19 protein-coding genes are annotated in these 18,020 nt (G+C 43.2%); 3 read left to right on the top strand and 16 right to left on the bottom strand.

Going from position 1 to position 18,020, the window contains the following annotated elements; all coding sequences use genetic code 11:
• Positions 1-37: 37 nt before the first annotated feature.
• The 12 genes from D9603_RS09635 to gspC all read right to left on the bottom strand — a co-directional run bounded on the left by D9603_RS09635 (position 38) and on the right by gspC (position 11,348).
• Positions 38-796 (bottom strand): type II secretion system protein N, encoded by a 759-nt coding sequence (locus tag D9603_RS09635; RefSeq protein ID WP_125253707.1) that lies wholly within the window; start codon positions 794-796, stop codon positions 38-40.
• A 2-nt stretch (positions 797-798) separates the two neighbouring features.
• On the bottom strand, positions 799-1,272 hold the full coding sequence (locus tag D9603_RS09640; protein WP_128731145.1) for a type II secretion system protein M: 474 nt from the start codon (positions 1,270-1,272) through the stop codon (positions 799-801).
• A complete protein-coding gene (gspL, locus tag D9603_RS09645; RefSeq protein ID WP_128731146.1) occupies positions 1,269-2,474 on the bottom strand; it encodes a type II secretion system protein GspL in 1,206 nt (401 codons plus the stop codon). The genes D9603_RS09640 and gspL overlap by 4 nt, the downstream gene beginning before the upstream one ends.
• Positions 2,471-3,472: a type II secretion system minor pseudopilin GspK gene (gspK, locus tag D9603_RS09650; RefSeq protein ID WP_128731147.1), complete on the bottom strand. Its 1,002-nt coding sequence runs from the start codon at positions 3,470-3,472 to the stop codon at positions 2,471-2,473. Before gspK ends, gspL begins: the two co-directional genes overlap by 4 nt.
• A complete protein-coding gene (gspJ, locus tag D9603_RS09655; RefSeq protein ID WP_128731148.1) occupies positions 3,469-4,104 on the bottom strand; it encodes a type II secretion system minor pseudopilin GspJ in 636 nt (211 codons plus the stop codon). The genes gspK and gspJ overlap by 4 nt, the downstream gene beginning before the upstream one ends.
• The gene (gene gspI, locus D9603_RS09660) at positions 4,104-4,481 is read right to left on the bottom strand and encodes a type II secretion system minor pseudopilin GspI (RefSeq protein ID WP_128731149.1); all 378 of its coding nucleotides are present in this window, start codon (positions 4,479-4,481) and stop codon (positions 4,104-4,106) included. The genes gspJ and gspI overlap by 1 nt, the downstream gene beginning before the upstream one ends.
• Positions 4,478-5,071: a type II secretion system minor pseudopilin GspH gene (gene gspH, locus D9603_RS09665; RefSeq protein WP_125253713.1), complete on the bottom strand. Its 594-nt coding sequence runs from the start codon at positions 5,069-5,071 to the stop codon at positions 4,478-4,480. Before gspH ends, gspI begins: the two co-directional genes overlap by 4 nt.
• 3 nt (positions 5,072-5,074) lie before the next feature.
• Entirely contained in the window at positions 5,075-5,500 is a 426-nt protein-coding gene (gspG, locus tag D9603_RS09670) for a type II secretion system major pseudopilin GspG (protein WP_170178640.1), read from the bottom strand.
• 64 nt (positions 5,501-5,564) lie between these two features.
• Positions 5,565-6,791: a type II secretion system inner membrane protein GspF gene (gene gspF / locus D9603_RS09675; protein ID WP_125253714.1), complete on the bottom strand. Its 1,227-nt coding sequence runs from the start codon at positions 6,789-6,791 to the stop codon at positions 5,565-5,567.
• Positions 6,791-8,377, bottom strand: coding sequence for a type II secretion system ATPase GspE (gene gspE, locus D9603_RS09680; protein ID WP_128731150.1), 1,587 nt, complete (start codon positions 8,375-8,377; stop codon positions 6,791-6,793). The genes gspF and gspE overlap by 1 nt, the downstream gene beginning before the upstream one ends.
• Complete coding sequence (gspD, locus tag D9603_RS09685) at positions 8,370-10,436, bottom strand: type II secretion system secretin GspD (protein WP_128731151.1); 2,067 nt, start codon at positions 10,434-10,436, stop codon at positions 8,370-8,372. The genes gspE and gspD overlap by 8 nt, the downstream gene beginning before the upstream one ends.
• A gap of 27 nt (positions 10,437-10,463) precedes the next feature.
• A complete protein-coding gene (gene gspC, locus D9603_RS09690; RefSeq protein ID WP_128731152.1) occupies positions 10,464-11,348 on the bottom strand; it encodes a type II secretion system protein GspC in 885 nt (294 codons plus the stop codon).
• Between the two features lie 276 nt (positions 11,349-11,624).
• Between gspC and hslR the strand changes: the two genes are divergently transcribed.
• The 3 genes from hslR (at position 11,625) to D9603_RS09705 (ending at position 14,693) form a co-directional block, all read left to right on the top strand.
• Positions 11,625-12,035 (top strand): ribosome-associated heat shock protein Hsp15, encoded by a 411-nt coding sequence (gene hslR / locus D9603_RS09695; RefSeq protein WP_125253718.1) that lies wholly within the window; start codon positions 11,625-11,627, stop codon positions 12,033-12,035.
• A gap of 11 nt (positions 12,036-12,046) precedes the next feature.
• Positions 12,047-12,892, top strand: a complete 846-nt coding sequence (gene hslO / locus D9603_RS09700; RefSeq protein WP_128731153.1) for an Hsp33 family molecular chaperone HslO — start codon at positions 12,047-12,049, stop codon at positions 12,890-12,892.
• A gap of 262 nt (positions 12,893-13,154) precedes the next feature.
• A complete protein-coding gene (locus D9603_RS09705; RefSeq protein ID WP_128731154.1) occupies positions 13,155-14,693 on the top strand; it encodes a phosphoenolpyruvate carboxykinase in 1,539 nt (512 codons plus the stop codon).
• A 60-nt stretch (positions 14,694-14,753) separates the two neighbouring features.
• Here D9603_RS09705 and D9603_RS09710 read toward each other — a convergent pair whose 3' ends face one another.
• The 4 genes from D9603_RS09710 to envZ form a co-directional block, all read right to left on the bottom strand.
• Complete coding sequence (locus tag D9603_RS09710) at positions 14,754-15,488, bottom strand: hypothetical protein (protein ID WP_194086963.1); 735 nt, start codon at positions 15,486-15,488, stop codon at positions 14,754-14,756.
• Positions 15,488-16,162 carry a hypothetical protein gene (locus tag D9603_RS09715; protein ID WP_128731155.1) on the bottom strand — a complete coding sequence of 225 codons (675 nt, stop codon included), beginning with the start codon at positions 16,160-16,162 and terminating at the stop codon, positions 15,488-15,490. The genes D9603_RS09710 and D9603_RS09715 overlap by 1 nt, the downstream gene beginning before the upstream one ends.
• Positions 16,146-16,814, bottom strand: coding sequence for a hypothetical protein (locus D9603_RS09720; RefSeq protein WP_125253722.1), 669 nt, complete (start codon positions 16,812-16,814; stop codon positions 16,146-16,148). The genes D9603_RS09715 and D9603_RS09720 overlap by 17 nt, the downstream gene beginning before the upstream one ends.
• Before the next feature lie 93 nt (positions 16,815-16,907).
• Positions 16,908-18,020: two-component system sensor histidine kinase EnvZ (envZ, locus tag D9603_RS09725; RefSeq protein WP_128731156.1), on the bottom strand; the 1,113-nt coding region annotated here is incomplete at its 5' end.

Genomic DNA, 18,020 nt, shown 5'->3' on the forward strand with positions numbered 1-18,020 from the left:
CGCCTTCAAATTGAGCAAGTATTAAGGCTAATTGCTATTAAAGGTTTACAGGATAACGTCCATCCGCATCTGGGCGGCCAAGAAATTTCACAGCATCATGCACTTCTTTGGGCAAGCTAGCTTCAGGTTTAATATTACCGGCCACTCGAAACTGAAAGTTTGCAGCCAACGTAGCATCGGCTTGCAGTCCTAAACGATTTTCAGGATCAACAACCACTGCAATGTCACCAGATTTACAGTCAAGCTGACCACTTAAGTCACCGATGCTAAACCATCCATTCATTCCTTTCACATCGATATTTGGACTACTAATTTCACCGTTTAGCCCGTTACAATAAGGTGCGCCGCTTTGATACTTTTTGATATTCACAATAACGCGCCCTTTGGCGTCAACAGGTAGCGGTAAAGTGACCTGATCCATCGCTTGTTCAACACTAAAGCGCAACGAAGCGTTACTCACAGATACCGAGCGGTTTAGTAGACTTGAAGAAAAACTCGCTTTGCCCGAAATTTCACTTGTATCTCTTGGGTTACCAAACTTGATATTGCCAGCAAGCTCTCCAAGTATTAAAGCGGCAGGCTCAATCTCCCACTTCACTTGGTTTAGCTGAATGTTATTGAATCTTACTCCACTGACTTGACCATCCCACACTGAGCCATTGACTGCGCCCAATTGAAGATTATTCGGTAACTGCCCTTTAAAAACCTGCAACAATACAGCTGCAGGCATAGTGAAGGTACAAAAGACAATGAAAGCAAATAAGAAAATGATTAGCAGAGTTAGTGTATTTTTCATAATTATTTCTCTAAAACCAAGCGACTAACACGGACAAAACCTGGAGTATTACCTTGTGTTAAATCTAAGTTTTCTACTCTCACTCCGTGGCGATTGGTTAGCTCATCGACCCAAGCAATTAATTGATTGAACTCAACGTTATCTATCGTCAATCTTAATGCGTCACCATTTGGCTGCATTTTACTAATATCGATTTTAAAACGACTCCGCGTACTATTTACAACCTGACTAATGCTACCACTACTAGTCACACGTGTAGGGCTATTAGCTTTTAGCTTATTAACACTTTGCCCCACCCAATTAACCAATTCGTGGTTACGCTGTAATTTTAGTTCAGCATCATTAACCGCTTGGTTTAATGGTCTAAAGATCCCCATTACCAATACGAATACGACAAAGACAGCACCAGCAAAAATCAATAGCTTCTGCTCTTGTTCTTTCAGGCCTTGCCAGTAGTTGAGCGCCTGCTGCTTCATGCTGCACCTCCTATGCGGATTTCACCAACCACAAAGTCACCATCATTATTCAGTGCCCCCTGTTCGACGCTCACTCCTCGCTGTTCCAAAATTGATTTCACTTGACCAAAAACCTGGAACTCTTTCGCTCGCGCTCTGATCCTTAGCTCATTTCTGCGCTTGTCGTAACGTAACGTTTCTGGTGTAAAGGCCTCAACCTCATCATAGATAGCAATAAAGTGGTTGGTGAGCTCTAATAGTCCACCTTGCTCTGCACCCGATAAAGCATTTAACTCATTTTGGATTTGCTTTTTTAACAAGTGTGGGCGAACAATTTTATTTGGAAACGCCTGCTGGTAAAGCGCAACGGCTTGACCCTCTAATTGCTCAGCTTGATGACTCACCACATATAGCTGAGTCCCTTTGATGGCAATAAAGCTCACTACCGCAACACTTGCAGCTAACAAGCCACTACGCCAATCTCGCCACCACTGTGGTTGCTTTTTCTTTGCAGCAAAGCACCCTTGACGTAAATTAAAGTCAATCGTGGGCAGTGTTTTTGCAAAAATTGCCAGTGGCAGGTCATATTCTTGTTGCTGTGCCGAAAGCACGACATCATTTGAGAAGCCGGTCGCAGGGCTAAAATGCGCGACTTGTTCAGTGCCGGCTATATTGAGATAGTCATTAACCCAGTTTATTTCTGCTGCACCAACTTGCCAGTCACTGTGCTTAAATAACCACTGTGCTCCTAACTGCACAGCACTTTGCATCCCCTCCTTTAGCGGGAGGCACAGCGCATCAGGAATTGCTTTATAAACAGTGATCCCCGCATCTTCGCAGATATTGAACCAACCCTGAAGCCACTCACTGTCACAGATTGCCACGTCAATCGTGTGCACATCGCCTTTCATTCCGGGCTTGCCGATTGCAACAAATAAGTCATCAATGTCTGTTGCGACCTGCTCTTCCAACATAAAGGGAATTGCTTGCTCTAATTTTCTATTCCATTTTGCTGGCAGTTCAAGCGTTCGCAATTGTACCGCCGTTGCTGGCAGTAGTAACACCACATTTCTTGTTTGCGCTTTCTCAGCAAGATTGCTGAGTTGCTCACTCCCTTCCAGCTCACCACTGGCAATAATTTGCTGCTGCTCGGTTGACCAAACCATCCAGTTTATTATCGCTTGGTGTGACTGATCCACTCGGATCAATAATTGTTCTGTCACTCTACGCCTCCAAATTTGCGAGCAAGCACGTACGCTTTACCATCTTTTGTTTCTATAATTGATGTGAGAGAAAAGCGCCGCTCATCAAACACAGCTGTTGCTCGCAACTGAAAATAGTTGCTGTTAATCGTAAATATTTTGGAAGTCTTGTTAGGCTCTTTGACCCCTTGATTTGCGACTTCCGTGTAAAACTCGTTCAGATCTGTAAACCCTTTTTTGGGTCTCGCAGAGATAATGGCTTCTGCACCTGACTTTGATAAACCTGGAATTAAGGCACTCAATAAAAGCGCTTGCTCTGGCAACACTGTATTGACGTTAACCGCTAGCTCTTCACTACCTGGGATAACACAAACATATGGCTTTATCTTTTCCATGACTAATGGGTTAAAGCCTTTAATCACTCGAAGTTCACTCACTGATGCCAACAAGTTGTTTGCAGCCAAATAAGGAGTTTGATTTGACATATATTCATCTTCTTCAGCGCCAGAGCGATATGTAATACTGTCCTCATCAAGCCAATCGTAAACACTGTCAGCTAGCGTTTCCTCACTTTCCGTACTCGGCAGGTCTTCGATATTTTTTAACAGTTCGAGTAGCGCGCCATGAGCGACGTTGGTGCTCTTAGCACCAACTTGCTGGCTGCGCTGATTGCCATCATTTACCTGTGCTTTGGCTCGTAATGCGTTAAGATTTAAACAAGCTTGTAAATCCGTTACTTTGCCACTTAATGTGCCATGATCAACTGGGTATGGAACTTCTTCTCGCGCCCAAGGCTGATCTAAATTGACCGAATCTGGGTCATCTTTTTTAGCTTTAATTAGCGCCCTTTTTACAAGCTCTTCCGCTCCATAGCTGTACCACTTTGCTTGCTGTTGTGTCTGAATGTTTGAGGCCTTTTGTACCTGAACCATTAAACTGGTAGCCATGTCCGCTGCTATCGTGGCAGCCAATGCGACAATAAATAGCACGATGACTAGCGCTGCCCCCTGCTGCTTCATGGGTTTTGCTCCTTATCATCAGCCTTTCCACTACCTGGAGTTAGAAACAACCGGCTGATAGGTTCAGAATCTTTTCTTTGTAGCGTAACCTTAACCGCTTTGGGGAGTGATTTTGACTTCCAATCAGTTTGCCATTTTAATTTATCATCAAGAAACTCAAATTTAAGTTCCTCTACATCCTCTAAAATAACCTGAGCTCGAGGCTCTGTACCATCAAGCTGATCAACATACACGCGGTAAATACGTTCTAAGTTGTCATCGACTACACGATAACCTACAGCTTGCAGTTCAGAGCGAGGCAATAAACTAATTGGGTTAGTCCAACCATCACGAACAAACGCAATACCATCGTATTGACTCTCTAACTCATAGCGACCATGAATAATGTAAGTCGGACTAAAGTCGCCAGCTTCATTGCGAACTTCGCGCTTAGTGATCTGATTAAAATCCTGATCCATTAAACGAAAAGTCGTTTGAAGCCCTTCTATTTCTTTAATCGTCTCTTCTGACGCAGCCTGCGCTTTTAATGTTGAATCTAAGATTTGATGCGTGGCAGTTACCACTACTGCCAATATAGCGAGTGCTAATAACACCTCAATGAGTGTGAAGCCGCGATGTTTATCTATTTTCACTACTTACCTCGGTACATAAATGTCGTGATGTCATACACCGAGTTTTTAAGTTCAGGTTCGCGAAAGACGTGAACGGTCAGTTTCACAAAGTTTGGATCTGCTGTCTTTTGGATTTGCTGCTGCCAATACCAAGTTACCCCAGCCATTTCCTCTTCGCCTTTATTTCCGCTCTTTCCGTGCCAGTTTTCCCCTTGAGCACGTAAGAAAACTAAGCGATTTTCAGCAACCCATGACGCATAAGTCTGCTCCTCAAGTGAGCCTATATGAGTGATATGTTCACTGGTTGCTTGCATCGCAGCAATACCTGCTACAGCACAAATACTTAATGCAACCATGACTTCGAGTAAGGTAAAGCCTAAGCTCTTATGACTACTCATAGCTGCGGCTCCCGCTTAAGCGCAACAGGTGCCATAAACTCCCCTTCAATGAAAAATATAGGTTCTTGAAGCGCTTTGTCTTCAATACTGAGCCTAAACGCACTCACTTCACCAGAGGATAAAATCAGTACCTGAGGAATTTTAAGCTTTTTCAATTCAAGGAAATTATCATCATCGCCACCTCCCATTAGCTCTCGCCAATTCGCTTGCTCAAGCAAGTTATCCTGTGACCAAGGAAGATCTTCTAAGATCAATTCAACCTTGTACTGCTCTGGAAATTCAACAGCTTTGAAAATATCGTCAGCTTCAAAAGGACGCCATTTCTCACTGTCAAATACCAAAAACTCTAATTTTTCTTTATCTAGATGGAAGCCAAGCTCCACCTGATTGAGCACTGCAAATTCAGAAGCGAGATTCACTGTTCCCTGCAGGCGAAGTGCCATTTGTTCAAGCTCTTCTTCGTTACTATCACTAACCGTGTAAGTAATTAAGTTAACGGAAAAGGCAATGATCACTAAAACAACGAGGACTTCGAGTAAGCTGAAGCCCTTGAGTTTACTACCCACTTTGCCACGCAGAGGATACTTCATCGCTTAACGTTCGTCTTCTGAGTCCCAGTTACCGATATCATCATCGGTGCCAACTTCTCCATCAGGTCCCATCGAGAAAATGTCGATTTGGTTCATTTCACCAGGACTAACTAACTGATAAGGATTTCCCCACGGATCTTCTGGCAGCTTAGAAATAAAACCACCTTCAGGGAAGCGCTTTGGCACAGGATCGATATTTGTTTGAGTTACAAGCGCCTCTAAGCCTTGTTCTGTCGTCGGATAACGCTTGTTTTTTAACTTATACATTTTCATCGCATCTTCGATTTGACGAATATCTAAGCGTGCTTTCTCTTTTGCTGCTTCTTCTTGTTGCCCCATCACATTTGGTGCAACGATAGATAAAATCATACCAATGATCACTAGTACTACCATCACTTCTAGTAGTGAGAAACCTGATTGCTTTTTCACAATGTTTACCTCAATGCTGTTATTAACGGCCAAATACAACAAGTACAAGGCCTTTCCTTTTTGACTATAATCCTACGGCTTTGTTCATCGCCATTATTGGCTGAAGTATTGCCATAACAATAAACAGTACAATAATCGCCATTGTCGCTATCATTGCAGGTTCTAGCAATTTCAGCGAGACATTTACCATACTTTCAAACTCTTGCTCTTGGTTATTAGCTGCACGCTCAAGCATTTGCTCCAACTCACCTGATTTTTCTCCGCTGGCTATCATATGTAACATCATTGGCGGGAACATCTTGGTTTGTTGAAGTGAAGCTCTAAGGCTTGCCCCCTCGCTCACCCGAGTGGCAGCCTCAGCGACTGAAGCCTTTATTTTTTCGTTTTCGAGTACTTGCCCTGAAATTTTCATTCCCTCAAGCAGCGGAACCGAACTTGAGGACAATATACTAAGGGTACGAGCAAAGCGCGCAGTATTAACACTACGAGTTACCTTGCCCAGCCCCGGTAAGCTCAGCAATTTGCTGTCGTACCAAAAGCGAAATTTAGGTTTTTGAAGTGCTTTTTTAAATATATAGGTACCAATGACACACACAGCTAACGTGATCATCCAGTAGTTTTGCACAAAATTACTTGCTGCCATTACCCACTCAGTTGTCCATGGCAACGCTTGCTTTGATTTTTCAAACGTTTTCAAAATTTTTGGTACTACGGTACCGAGCAATATAGAGACAATTGCAATGGCAAATACAACCAAAATAATTGGATATACCATGGCCTGAGTAATTTGACTGCGCATATGTTGGCGCTGCTCTGTATAATCAGCCAAGCGGTTCAGTACTTCATCCAAGTGGCCTGATTTTTCACCTGCCGCGACCATTGAGCGATATAAGTGATCAAACACATGCGGAAATTCTGACATACCATCAGCAAGCGTATAACCTTCGACCACTTTGGAGCGTACCGCCATCAGCATACGCTTTAATCTTGGCTTTTCACATTGCTCTGCTACCGCCATAACCGCCGCCTCTACTGGCAACGAAGACTGTATTAGGGTAGCTAGTTGACGGGTGATCAATGCAATATCCGAAACCGAAGGGCGGTACCCTTTAAATAGCGAAAACCCAGCGTTACTTTGACTCTTTTCTTTCTCAGCAGCCGGTAGCACTTCAAGCGGCATTAACGCCTTTTCTCTTAGCATCTGCCGAACTTGCTTTGCGGTATCAGCTTCTAAAATTCCTTTTTTTTCTTTACCTTTACCATCTAAGGCGCGATATTCAAAAGCTGCCATTAGCCTTCCTCACGCGTTACACGCAATACTTCTTCCAAGGTTGTTTGGCCTGCAAGTACTCGCGAGCAACCATCTTGCCTAATGCTTGGCGTACGTTTACGGATATACTTTTCGACGGCTTGTTCACCTTTGCCGTTGTGAATAAGCTCACGGATTGCTTCGTCCACTATTAGTAGTTCATGGATACCAGTTCGACCCTTATAGCCGTTGTAATTACATTCCTCACACCCTACAGCACGATATATTTGTGTATTACTGTCTTTGGCTACACCCAGTAACTCACATTCACGCTCATCGGCTAAATGTGCTTCTTTACAATTAGAACAAAGTGTTCTGACCAAACGCTGCGACAACACCCCTAACAGTGACGAACTTAACAGGAATGGTTCCACTCCCATGTCTTCCATACGAGTGATGGCACCTGCGGCAGTGTTCGTGTGTAGGGTTGATAACACCAAGTGACCGGTTAATGAGGCTTGCACGCCGATTTGTGCGGTCTCTAAATCTCGGATCTCACCAACCATAACAACATCAGGGTCTTGACGCAGGATTGCACGCAACCCTCGAGCAAATGTCATATCTACTTTAGGGTTAACTTGAGTTTGGCCTATGCCGGGGATCTCGTACTCAATGGGATCTTCAACCGTTAAGATATTACGATCTCTGGAGTTGATTTGCGTCATACCTGCATACAAAGTGGTACTTTTACCAGAACCTGTCGGGCCTGTAACCAAGATGATGCCATGAGGTTTTGCGATGATCTCAGCAAAAGCATCTCGATTAGCTTGAGTCATACCAAGGTCTTCTAGGTCTAACCTTGCGTTGTTTTTGTCAAGTAAACGTAATACGACTCGCTCACCAAAGCTCGAAGGCATGGTTGATACCCTAACATCCACAGCTCGACCTGCGATCCTAAGGCTGATCCTACCATCTTGCGGTACACGCTTCTCAGCAATATCTAACTTTGCCATTACTTTGATACGCGATACTAGTAGCGAAGACAACTTACGGTTAGGCTTTAAAACCTCTTTTAACACACCATCAACCCTAAAGCGGATCACTAACTCTTGTTCAAACGTTTCGATGTGTATATCCGACGCACCTTCTTTAATCGCCTCGCTCAGCATCGCATTGATTAGCTTAATGATTGGTGCATCATCATCTGCGGCGAGCAAATCTTCGGTTTGTGGAAGCTCTTCGGCCAACGAAAATAGATCCATTTCGTTGCCTATGTCCTCCATCATCTGCTGAGTCTCAGAGCTATCTCGTTGATAGGCAGCTTCTAACATGTGCTCAAACCGGGCTTCATCTAGCTCCTCAAGATAAAGTGCTTTAGCTGCGACGCGGCGAACTTCCATCAAGGTTTCTCGGTCAAGCGTGCCTTTGTGGATTAACTTGACCTGATCGCCATCTGGACTGAGTAACACACCTTTTCGACGTGCATAAGAAAATGGCAAACGAAGTGCTACCGTAGCAGTATCTGCTACCGCAACAATATCATTAGGTGCTGAGCTGGCGTTTTGTAACTGCGCCGCCATTTCCTCAGCTTCAGCATCTAAACTCGGCGCGACTTCTTCGTTAATCATCTTCACGCTCTTTACGGTTTTGCTCTTTTAAAAACTCTTCATACGTCGGTGGTAACGTCAGCTTGTCATCCCACTTTGGTAGTATTGGCGTATCCTCAAAGGGCATAAGTTCAATCCCATCTTCCCTGTGTTTATGCTGTTCACCACGAATGAAGTTGTATTTAGAATGACTGATTTCATTCATACTGCGACTATCACGAATGATAGTTGGGCGAATGAACACCAATAGGTTACGCTTTTCTTTTTTGGTACCTGTCGATCTGAATAAGTGTCCAAGAATTGGAATATCACCGAGTAACGGAACCTTAGAAACACTCTCTTGTACCGTTTCATCAATTAGACCACCAAGAATAACCATGCCACCATCATCAGCAATAACAGTTGTATTAATAGCCCGCTTCGCAACTCTAATATCGACAGAGGTGGCACCTTTAACACTAGAAACTTCTTGTTCAATAGTCAGCTGAACAGCACTTCCGTCATTGATCTGTGGCGTTACGGTTAACTTGATACCCACTTCTTGACGGTCCACCGTTTGGAATGGGTTAGAGTTATTATCATTAGCAGTCGAGCCTGTTACGATTGGCACTTCTTCACCGACAATCATAGAGGCTTCTTCGTTATCCATCGTTGTTACCGATGGCGTTGCCAAAATATTTGAATTGGTGTCTGTGGTGACGGCTTGAATAATCGCACCCCAATCATTTTTCACGATACCTGCTGCTAGACCATTGATGTTTTTAAGCAACCCAGCTAACCCGCTGTAATCTCCACGCTCAGTGGTTGTTGTATTAGACACATCATTATCATCAGTTCCTATGATGGTTCCTTTAATCTCTTTATCTCGTGCTTGTTCTGCTGCCACGGCCAAAGAACCCACAGGGACTGTGGTACCATCATTAAATTGCAGCATCCCGCCTTTTTCAGAGATCCATTGTAAGCCAAGGTTAATACCATCGGCTTCAGAAACCTCAACAACAATTGCCTCAACGAGTACTTGAGCCCGACGAATATCAAGTTTTTTAATCACTTGGCTGAGCGAGCGCATTGTGTCAGGTTGTGCAGTGATCACCAATGAATTCGAATCTTCGTGGGCTTCTATGCTGGTATCTTGTTTTTTAGTGTTTAGCTTTCTAGCTGTTTGACCACCTGCTTGCTCTTCCTCGATTGACTTGCTGACCCCTTGCAGTACCTTCACTAAGTCTTCAGCTTTTGCATAATTCAGATAGAAAACCTGAGTATTGCCTTGTGATTGCAGCTCGTCATCTAAGCGTTTGATCAGTTCTGCTGCTCGGCTACGAGCTTGAGACTCTCCGCTCACAATGACGCTGTTGGTACGGGTGTCTGATACAATCTTGGGGATCAAAAAATCAGGCATGCCGCCTTTACCCGAGTCTTGGAAGATTTTCTCTACAACTTTTACCACATCGTCTGCGGTCGCATGCTTTAGCTTTACAATATCTACTCGTTTATCACCGGCTTGGTCTACCGTTTTGATGATATCAACAAGGCGATTTACAGATGAAGCATGCCCTGTCAGCATCATCACATTGGCGGAGTTAAGGTTAGTCACGTGACCGCCATCTTTTTGGTCACTGAATTGACGGATAAGAGGGCCGAGCTCCTGTACGCTCACGTTTTTCACACGTACCACGCGCGTAACCATCACATCGCCATTTCCGCGTTCTTCAGCTGATACCAGTGGCACATTTGACTTCTTACCATCGGAGCTACGAACAACTTTAAGCACACCGGTATCCATTTCAATAACAGAATAGCCGTACACTTCGAGCACATTTAGGAAAAACTGATAATATAGCTTTTCATCCATCAACTCATAGCTGCGCACGTTAATGTTACCGCGCACATTAGGATCGATAATGATGGTTTTGTTTAGCTTATCACTAACGATATTAATGAACTCATTGATATCAGTGCCTTTGAAGTTCGCTGCATATTCAACCGCAGAAACAGAAAGTGAAATACCAGCAGCAATTAAGAGTGTTGCATACTTAGCTAACCCTTTTTTGGTTTTTGTGAGGTGTAGCTTTTTACCCATTATTCTAAAACTCCAAAATTAATAACTTTACAGGCTAAACTGCACATCCATCACTTGACCGTCTCGCTCGATCGTGATGTTCGCATCTGTACTGGTTCTCAGCTCGTTAATTGCTGACATAGCCTGTTTCATATCCGTGAGTTGAAACCCGTTAATAGCGATTGCTAAATCATTCGCTTGTAGTCCTACCTGTTTGAATAGTTCAGGATCTTTGCCGGGTGAAAGGCGGTACCCGATTAACTCACCACTGCGTCGCTCGGGTGAAATTTTTATATAGTCAAATAGCTTTCCAGGATCGCTGAGTAGCTCTTGACGACGATTTGCTAATTCATTGCGGGTCGGGGTAGGCGAAGTGGTATTATTTACTATTTGTTTGGTTCTCGTGGGCATTGCCACATTACGGCTAAATTCTAATCCGTCTAACATCAAAGTTTCAAAACGACCGCTTACATCCAAAATCACACGATCTGGAAGCACACGCGCCAACTTTGCTCGAGTCCCCTTAATCGCAGCATTTACTGAGTACGTTTCTTGGCGACCTTGTGACTCAATAATCGCCAGTCCTGCACCATCATCTTGGCTGACGGCAACAATCCCAGTTAATCTCACATTTAATGTCGTTTCGGGCGCATCTGAGACAATCGGTTCCGGTTTAACTTCAGCTACTGAATTGGCTTTTCCAAATAAGTTTTGTGCTACGATCCCTTGACTAGTAACGCTTTTACCAGATTGGCTATATAACTGTGATGCTGGCAGTAAAGGTTGTGTTTGTGGCACAGGCCATAACAACCAAAACAGTTGCGAGAAGAGAAACGCAACATAAACAACCGACAGGACAACAATAATGCGACTCAATTTTGCATGGGGCAAACCAAGCCAGAGCTTCTGAAGCTGTTGTATCTGTAATTCCATATAATACTTTCTTATTCTATTTAACGCCCCAGTGTACCGCCTTGATATTTTTTCAACAAGCGCGCAATTGTTAAACTTTTTATTTAATTAGGTACACCGTAAGCTAATTAACTGAATCTAAACTTAACGTTAGAACATAGACACCCATATTTGTTCACTTTTTAGGTAAAATGCGATTAACTCACAAGTTTAGTGCCTGCCGTTCACTTTGTTTGCATAGCGAATTATGCTAAATTTACTAGGTTAAATTTCACTCTTGCAAATAGTTAACGAATTGTGACAAAACTCCAACAGGAAAACAACCAATCTGAACAGAAAGTTCGAATTGATAAATGGTTATGGGCTGCCCGCTTCTATAAAACCAGAGCACTTGCGCGTGATATGGTTCAAGGTGGCAAAGTACACTATAACGGTCAACGATGTAAACCTAGTAAAACGGTTGAAGTCGGTGCGGTTATCAAGTTGGCTCAAGGCTATGAAGAAAAAGAAGTAACCATACTCAAAATTATGGAGAAGCGCCAGGCTGCTCCTATCGCTCAAACGCTTTACGAAGAATCTGAAGCGAGTATTGAGAAACGAACTCAAAACGCGTTGGCGCGCCAAAATAATAGTTTGTTTGCGCCACGTCCAGCAACTAAGCCGGATAAGAAACAACGCCGTGAATTACTTAAACTGAAATCAAACTAGGATTTTCATTGATGCAGACTGATTTACTCCATCGTTATATTTTTGACAAACTTGACGTGCGCGGAGAGCTTGTACAAATAGAACAAACTTTTACTGACATTATCAGTGGTCATAATTACCCGGAGCCAGTACAACATCTGCTTGGTGAGCTATTAGTTGCAACCAGCTTGCTGACTGCCACACTAAAGTTTGAAGGTGATATTGCCGTCCAATTACAAGGTGATGGACCGGTGAAGTACGCAGTGATCAACGGAAACCACAAGCAACAAATGCGTGGTATCGCCAGGTTGCAATCAGAAATTAAGGGGGGATCTATCCCTGAGATGATTGGTAAAGGCTATATGGTTATCACCATTACCCCTATCAAAGGCGAACGCTATCAAGGTATTGTACCGCTCTCAAAGGATACCCTTGCAGAATGTCTTGAAGATTACTTTGAACAATCTGAACAGTTAAAAACACGCTTATGGTTTGCAACAAGTGTTACGGACGAAAAAGTAAAAGCTGCGGGCTTGTTCTTACAAGTTTTACCTGTAAATAAAGAAAAGTCGATTGCTGACTTCCAACACCTTGAGGCATTGAGTAATACAATAAAGCAAGAGGAAATGCTGGATCTTGATGCCAACACTGTATTAACACGACTGTATCACGAAGATAACCCACAGCTATTTGAGCCGCAAGCTATCTCGTTTGTGTGTGGTTGTAGCCGTGAGAAAACCGAAAACGCGCTAGTAAATGTTGGGCAAGCAGCCTTACTTGAAGACTTACAAAAGCAGGGTGAAATCAACATCAGCTGTCATTATTGCTTAAAGAACTATGTTTTTAGCGAACAAGATGTGAAGTCACTATTTAATTAAATTTATAGTAGGACTTTATTGTAGAATGAAACCGCCATTTTTGGCGGTTTTTTTGTGGCCCTATGGTGATACCGGTGTCATAAAACTGGCAAAAGTTATGACACCGGTATCATTGAAATTATTCAAGTTTTTTGACGTTTTTATGTAATTTTAAGGCCTCCAAAGGCTCGAATATCTCAATTTCATCTGTTACTATAAATTTAGCTAAGGGCAAGAGTACCCCAGAGCTATCCCGTTCAACTCTCACATTTTAGGTATAAACATGACTTCAAGCGCTACTCGTTTTGTCGATCTAACCGCAGCTGAACTTGTCGAACACGCTATCCGTCGTGGCGAGGGCACTTTAGCCGCAAATGGAGCTTTTGTTGCAAAAACAGGTCGTCGTACAGGACGTTCACCTAATGACCGTTTCATCGTACAAGAATCAAGCACAGAAAATGATATTCAGTGGGGAAATGTAAATCGCCCATTCGATAGTGCTAAATTTGATGCGCTGTGGACTCGCGTTGAAGCGCACGTTCTTGAAAATGACCACTTCGTCTCTCACTTAGAAGTGGGTGCAGATCCAGAGCACTATTTACCAGTGGTGGTTACTACTGAAACTGCTTGGCATCACATCTTCGCAAAGAACATGTTTATTGAACCTACTTCATATAACAAAGCTGATTTACCCGAATGGCAGGTGATGAATGTACCTTCTTTTGTTTGTGATCCAGAACGTGATGGCACAAACAGTGATGGTACCGTTATCATCAACTTTGCTCAGCGCAAAGTGCTTATCGCGGGTATGCATTATGCCGGTGAAATGAAAAAGTCGATGTTCTCAGTACAGAACTTCCTTCTTCCTGCGAAAGGCGTATTGCCTATGCACTGTAGTGCGAACGTTGGTGAAGCTGGCGACACCACCTTGTTCTTTGGATTATCGGGAACCGGTAAAACAACACTGTCGGCAGATCCTAAGCGTTTCCTTATCGGTGATGACGAGCACGGCTGGGCGCCAGGCAGCGTATTTAATATTGAAGGTGGCTGCTACGCTAAGTGTATTGACCTTTCACAGAAAAATGAGCCTGTGATCTGGAATGCAATTAAGTTTGGTACTATTTTAGAAAATGTTGTACTTGATGAAAACAACGTACCAAATTTTGCGGATACCAGCCTCACCCAAAATACTCGTGCAGCCTATCCACTAGAGCACGTTGAAAAACGCAAAGTGGAAAACCGTGCTGGTGAACCTCGTGCTGTTGTGTTCCTGACTTGTGATGTGAGCGGTGTACTTCCTCCAGTTTCAATCCTGAGCGAAGAAGCGGCTGCTTACCACTTCCTTAGTGGTTACACGGCGAAAGTAGGCTCAACTGAGATTGGTTCAACCTCTGATATCGAATCAACTTTCTCAACTTGTTTTGGTGCCCCTTTCTTCCCGCGTCCAGCAGGCGTGTACGCTGAGCTACTAATGAAACGCGTGCGTGAGTTTGGCGCTAAAGTTTACCTAGTAAACACAGGTTGGACTGGTGGTCCGTACGGTATTGGTAAACGCTTCGACATTCCGACTACTCGTGCAGTTATTGATGCCATTGTGAACAACACATTAGAAGGTGTTGAAACACAACATATTGAAGCATTAAATCTAGATGTGCCAGTTGCTGTTGAAGGCGTAGATAGCAAACTATTAAATCCTGTGAACACTTGGCAAGATCAGGCTAAGTATGCTGAATATGCAGCTAAGCTCGCAGCTGATTTTAAAGAGAACTTTGCTAAATACGATGTTTCTGAGGCAATCAAAGCAGCAGGGCCTCGTGGCTAAACACGATAGATAAAGATTCCTTTATCAAAAGCGCCCCTCGTTGGGCGTTTTTTTATTGTCTCATTTTTGAAAAACCGCGCGCCAGATCATTTTTTTCAACGTCAGCACAAACTGTGTGAACGTAATTGGAATAATAGTGACTAGTGCAATCCCTTTGTCAAAGTTTGGGTTAACACGACAATAAAGCGCAATTTCTGCTTTTTGACTTTCTCGAAAGCGCGCAATCTCCGCGTTACTATAGTTAGTTTTGCGCCCCACGGCTTTTAGGCAGCGCAAGCCATTTTCCTTACTAATTAAGCCTTGAGAGTTAATCTCATTGTATAGCTCAGCAATGGCTCCATCGGGAGGCCCTTGGTTGGGGTAAACCTGTGCGATGTGTTTCGCCATGGCTCTAAACATCGCAGGACTTAACATGGTGTCCGCGTATAATACTCGGCGTAACGGGTTGCGAAGATAGTACTTAAGCACTTCAGACAATGAAAATGCAAAAGTGCTATTTTGGCCTCTATGTTCCGGTAAAAATGCAGCTGACGCCCCTACTAAGCAAAAATGATGGTGACTATTAGTAAATGTTAAAAGGCAATAGCCTACGATATTGTGATCAATAAAAAATAATCTCAGCCTACGCTTTATTTTGGCATCTTGTTCAAAATAATATTCAAAGTAGGCGTCGACATCAATGTCAGCAAAACTCTTAGCAATAATATGCTTTAATTGACAAACTTTCTTATCATCAAGTGCGCTTTCTCGATATGTCAGATCAGTATGTGTAAGCTTGATTGAATGACGCAGCATTAGTTATCTACACCCTGTGTCGCCATTTGAATGCTGGCAATATTATCTCTTGCAAAGACCACTGTTCGACCTTTTGAGTGTTCAAACAAAAAAAGGTACCGCCCCGATTCGAAAATAATCTGCATGTTTTGGAAGTGATACCGTTGAAGTCGGCCAACGTGGACCGGGTTAATTAAATCAATATTATATGGTGCCATCGCGCCCTGCTTGATACTTTGCGCATTCCATTTACCCACGACACCTGCGTATATGTTTGGATAAATGAGAGTCGCTATAACGACCAAAGAATAAAAAGGGTTAAAACAGTAAAACAGACGATTGCTAAGCAACCAGCTTTTCCAGCCTTTAGGCGCGTTAGCATCACTCAGTTTTATGTTTATTTTACTGATAAAGTAAACGCCACCGCCGCCTACGATAATAGCCCCTAAAGAGGCTAAGAGAATGCTTGGCTCGGCTAAGAATGCCATTACAAAATCACTTAATTCCATATATTTGATGATCTCTATTGAGAAAACATCAAATAGACTCCAGAGGTAGGTAAATCCGGATAGGTTGAGTGTAAGGTAACCTAAAGTCATGAGTAATGCAGGCTGCTGGTAAATAAACTGCGTGCACTTATCCTTTGTGATTGCAAACCAAGCAAAATATTCCGCGTCGTTATCTACTTTTTTCATGCGAATGCTCCAAACGAGTCATCTTGACGATACTGCCTAAATTCGCATCAGGGATCGCAACTGCTTTTTTCGTTTCGGGGTGATAAATAAAAGTATATCGTGAGGTTGATAACAAAATCACAGCCGAAGGAATAGTCATTACAGATTGGCCAAACCAGTCAATCGGGTAACTTAAATAAACGTCAACGTTACCCTGTTGTAAACTTTTCACTTCTTTCACAGCGCTACTTGCAGCGAAATCAGCTGCATAAGCAGATAACACAAGCGTCGATATTGAAACACTAAGTACCGGAAATTTATAAAGTGGTTGATTCACGATATAACTCAATTTACCTAAGCCCAGAAATCGGATCGCAACCAGCTTTTTATCTTGTTTAATTAGCGTAAGCAGGCTCAAACTAACTAGTAGCAATGCTGGGACAAATAGAAAATTAGTCATGATCACCGTTAAGAAATCACTGATCCCTATATGCTTCAAAGCTGAAAAACCAAACGCATTAAGCAAACAGGCAAGATAATACAAACCGATACCACTAATGGCTAAATACAGCAAGAATGGGATCAGAGATGGGTGAAGCTGGGCAAACTTTTTCGCTGCAACGACACGTCGCAAAACAGGGATCAATCGTGTGCTGGATACTACTATAGCCACAAATTACTTTCCTTACGCTCTACTGGAGGCACAGTTTTGAAAACTGAAGCCAAACAGTATTCGAGCGAACCTGAAGGTATACCATATAAGGTATTAATTATTATTTTCTTCTAGCTTACCACGGTAGGCTGGCAAAGAAACCTCAGCGATCAACCCCCCGCCATCACGATTGCGTAGTTTCACCTTACCACCATGCGTAGTCACGATCCGCTTGATAATCGCAAGTCCTAGACCACTTCCCTCACTGCCTCTTGCTTGATCCCCCTGCTTAAAGGGCTCAAATACAGACTCGAGTTCAGACTCTGGGATCCCAGGTCCTCTATCCATTACTTTAACAATCACAGCACGATGCTTTGGACTATATTCGGTTGTAACTTCAATATCTTTATCTGAGTATCGGATGGCATTTTCAATCATGTTAGTAAATACTCGCTTCAAGGCAACAGCATTCATCATAACTGACGGCAAATATTGCTCAGCTTGTAAACGGATTGGGCGCTGATGCTGCTGCTCAGCATGCACAACTTCCTCAATCACGGTGTTAATGTCATCGGCCGACATCTCAGCGCCATTGTGGTGACGTAGATATTCGATAAACTGATCGATAATCGCATTCATATCTTCGATGTCATCAATGATACCTTCGCGCAGGTAGTCTTCTTCGTCCGACATCATTTCTGTAGCTAGGCGAATTCGAGTTAAGGGCGTTCTTAAATCATGAGATACGCCTGCCATAAGAAGTCTTCTATCACTTTCTAACTCTGCGATACCTTTGGACATTTTGTTGAACGCACGAGTTACCTCAATGACTTCTGTAGAACCTTCTTCAACTAGTCGTGTAGAGAAGTCTCCGACACCAACTCGACTGGCTGCAATTTGTAGGGACTTTAATGGCTTATTTAGATGACGAGCAAAGAGCCAACCACCTAAAACACTCAAAAAGCCGATACTAGATAAGTAAAAAACAAGAAATTCCATTTTAGTTTCACTCAGGCCGCTTAGTGGAACTCTCACCCAATAACCGGGGGCTTGAGGTGCTTCTACCCAATAAACCACCGGATCTCCTTGGCTTATCCTCACACGTGCAGAGCCATTTAACTGCTCAGACATACTACGTGAAAGCAAAGTGTACTCTTTTGCCTGACCAAGCCCGTTGGCATATGCTTGGCGCTGTGTCATTACTTCAATCCCCGTTATCTCAAAAAA

The organism is Pseudoalteromonas sp. PS5 (genome assembly GCF_004103255.1).
GTDB lineage: Bacteria > Pseudomonadota > Gammaproteobacteria > Enterobacterales > Alteromonadaceae > Pseudoalteromonas > Pseudoalteromonas peptidolytica.

What these genes read in the sequence shown, in the direction of transcription:
- D9603_RS09640 (WP_128731145.1), bottom strand. Translation starts at nt 1,272, where the DNA reads ATGAAGCAGCAGGCGCTCAACTACTGGCAAGGCCTGAAAGAACAAGAG.
- D9603_RS09710 (WP_194086963.1), bottom strand. Translation starts at nt 15,488, where the DNA reads ATGCTGCGTCATTCAATCAAGCTTACACATACTGATCTGACATATCGA.
- gspD (WP_128731151.1), bottom strand. Translation starts at nt 10,436, where the DNA reads ATGGGTAAAAAGCTACACCTCACAAAAACCAAAAAAGGGTTAGCTAAG.
- D9603_RS09705 (WP_128731154.1), top strand. Translation starts at nt 13,155, where the DNA reads ATGACTTCAAGCGCTACTCGTTTTGTCGATCTAACCGCAGCTGAACTT.
- gspF (WP_125253714.1), bottom strand. Translation starts at nt 6,791, where the DNA reads ATGGCAGCTTTTGAATATCGCGCCTTAGATGGTAAAGGTAAAGAAAAA.
- gspI (WP_128731149.1), bottom strand. Translation starts at nt 4,481, where the DNA reads ATGAGTAGTCATAAGAGCTTAGGCTTTACCTTACTCGAAGTCATGGTT.
- hslO (WP_128731153.1), top strand. Translation starts at nt 12,047, where the DNA reads ATGCAGACTGATTTACTCCATCGTTATATTTTTGACAAACTTGACGTG.
- gspC (WP_128731152.1), bottom strand. Translation starts at nt 11,348, where the DNA reads ATGGAATTACAGATACAACAGCTTCAGAAGCTCTGGCTTGGTTTGCCC.
- gspH (WP_125253713.1), bottom strand. Translation starts at nt 5,071, where the DNA reads ATGAAGTATCCTCTGCGTGGCAAAGTGGGTAGTAAACTCAAGGGCTTC.
- gspK (WP_128731147.1), bottom strand. Translation starts at nt 3,472, where the DNA reads ATGAAGCAGCAGGGGGCAGCGCTAGTCATCGTGCTATTTATTGTCGCA.
- D9603_RS09635 (WP_125253707.1), bottom strand. Translation starts at nt 796, where the DNA reads ATGAAAAATACACTAACTCTGCTAATCATTTTCTTATTTGCTTTCATT.
- gspE (WP_128731150.1), bottom strand. Translation starts at nt 8,377, where the DNA reads ATGATTAACGAAGAAGTCGCGCCGAGTTTAGATGCTGAAGCTGAGGAA.
- D9603_RS09715 (WP_128731155.1), bottom strand. Translation starts at nt 16,162, where the DNA reads ATGAAAAAAGTAGATAACGACGCGGAATATTTTGCTTGGTTTGCAATC.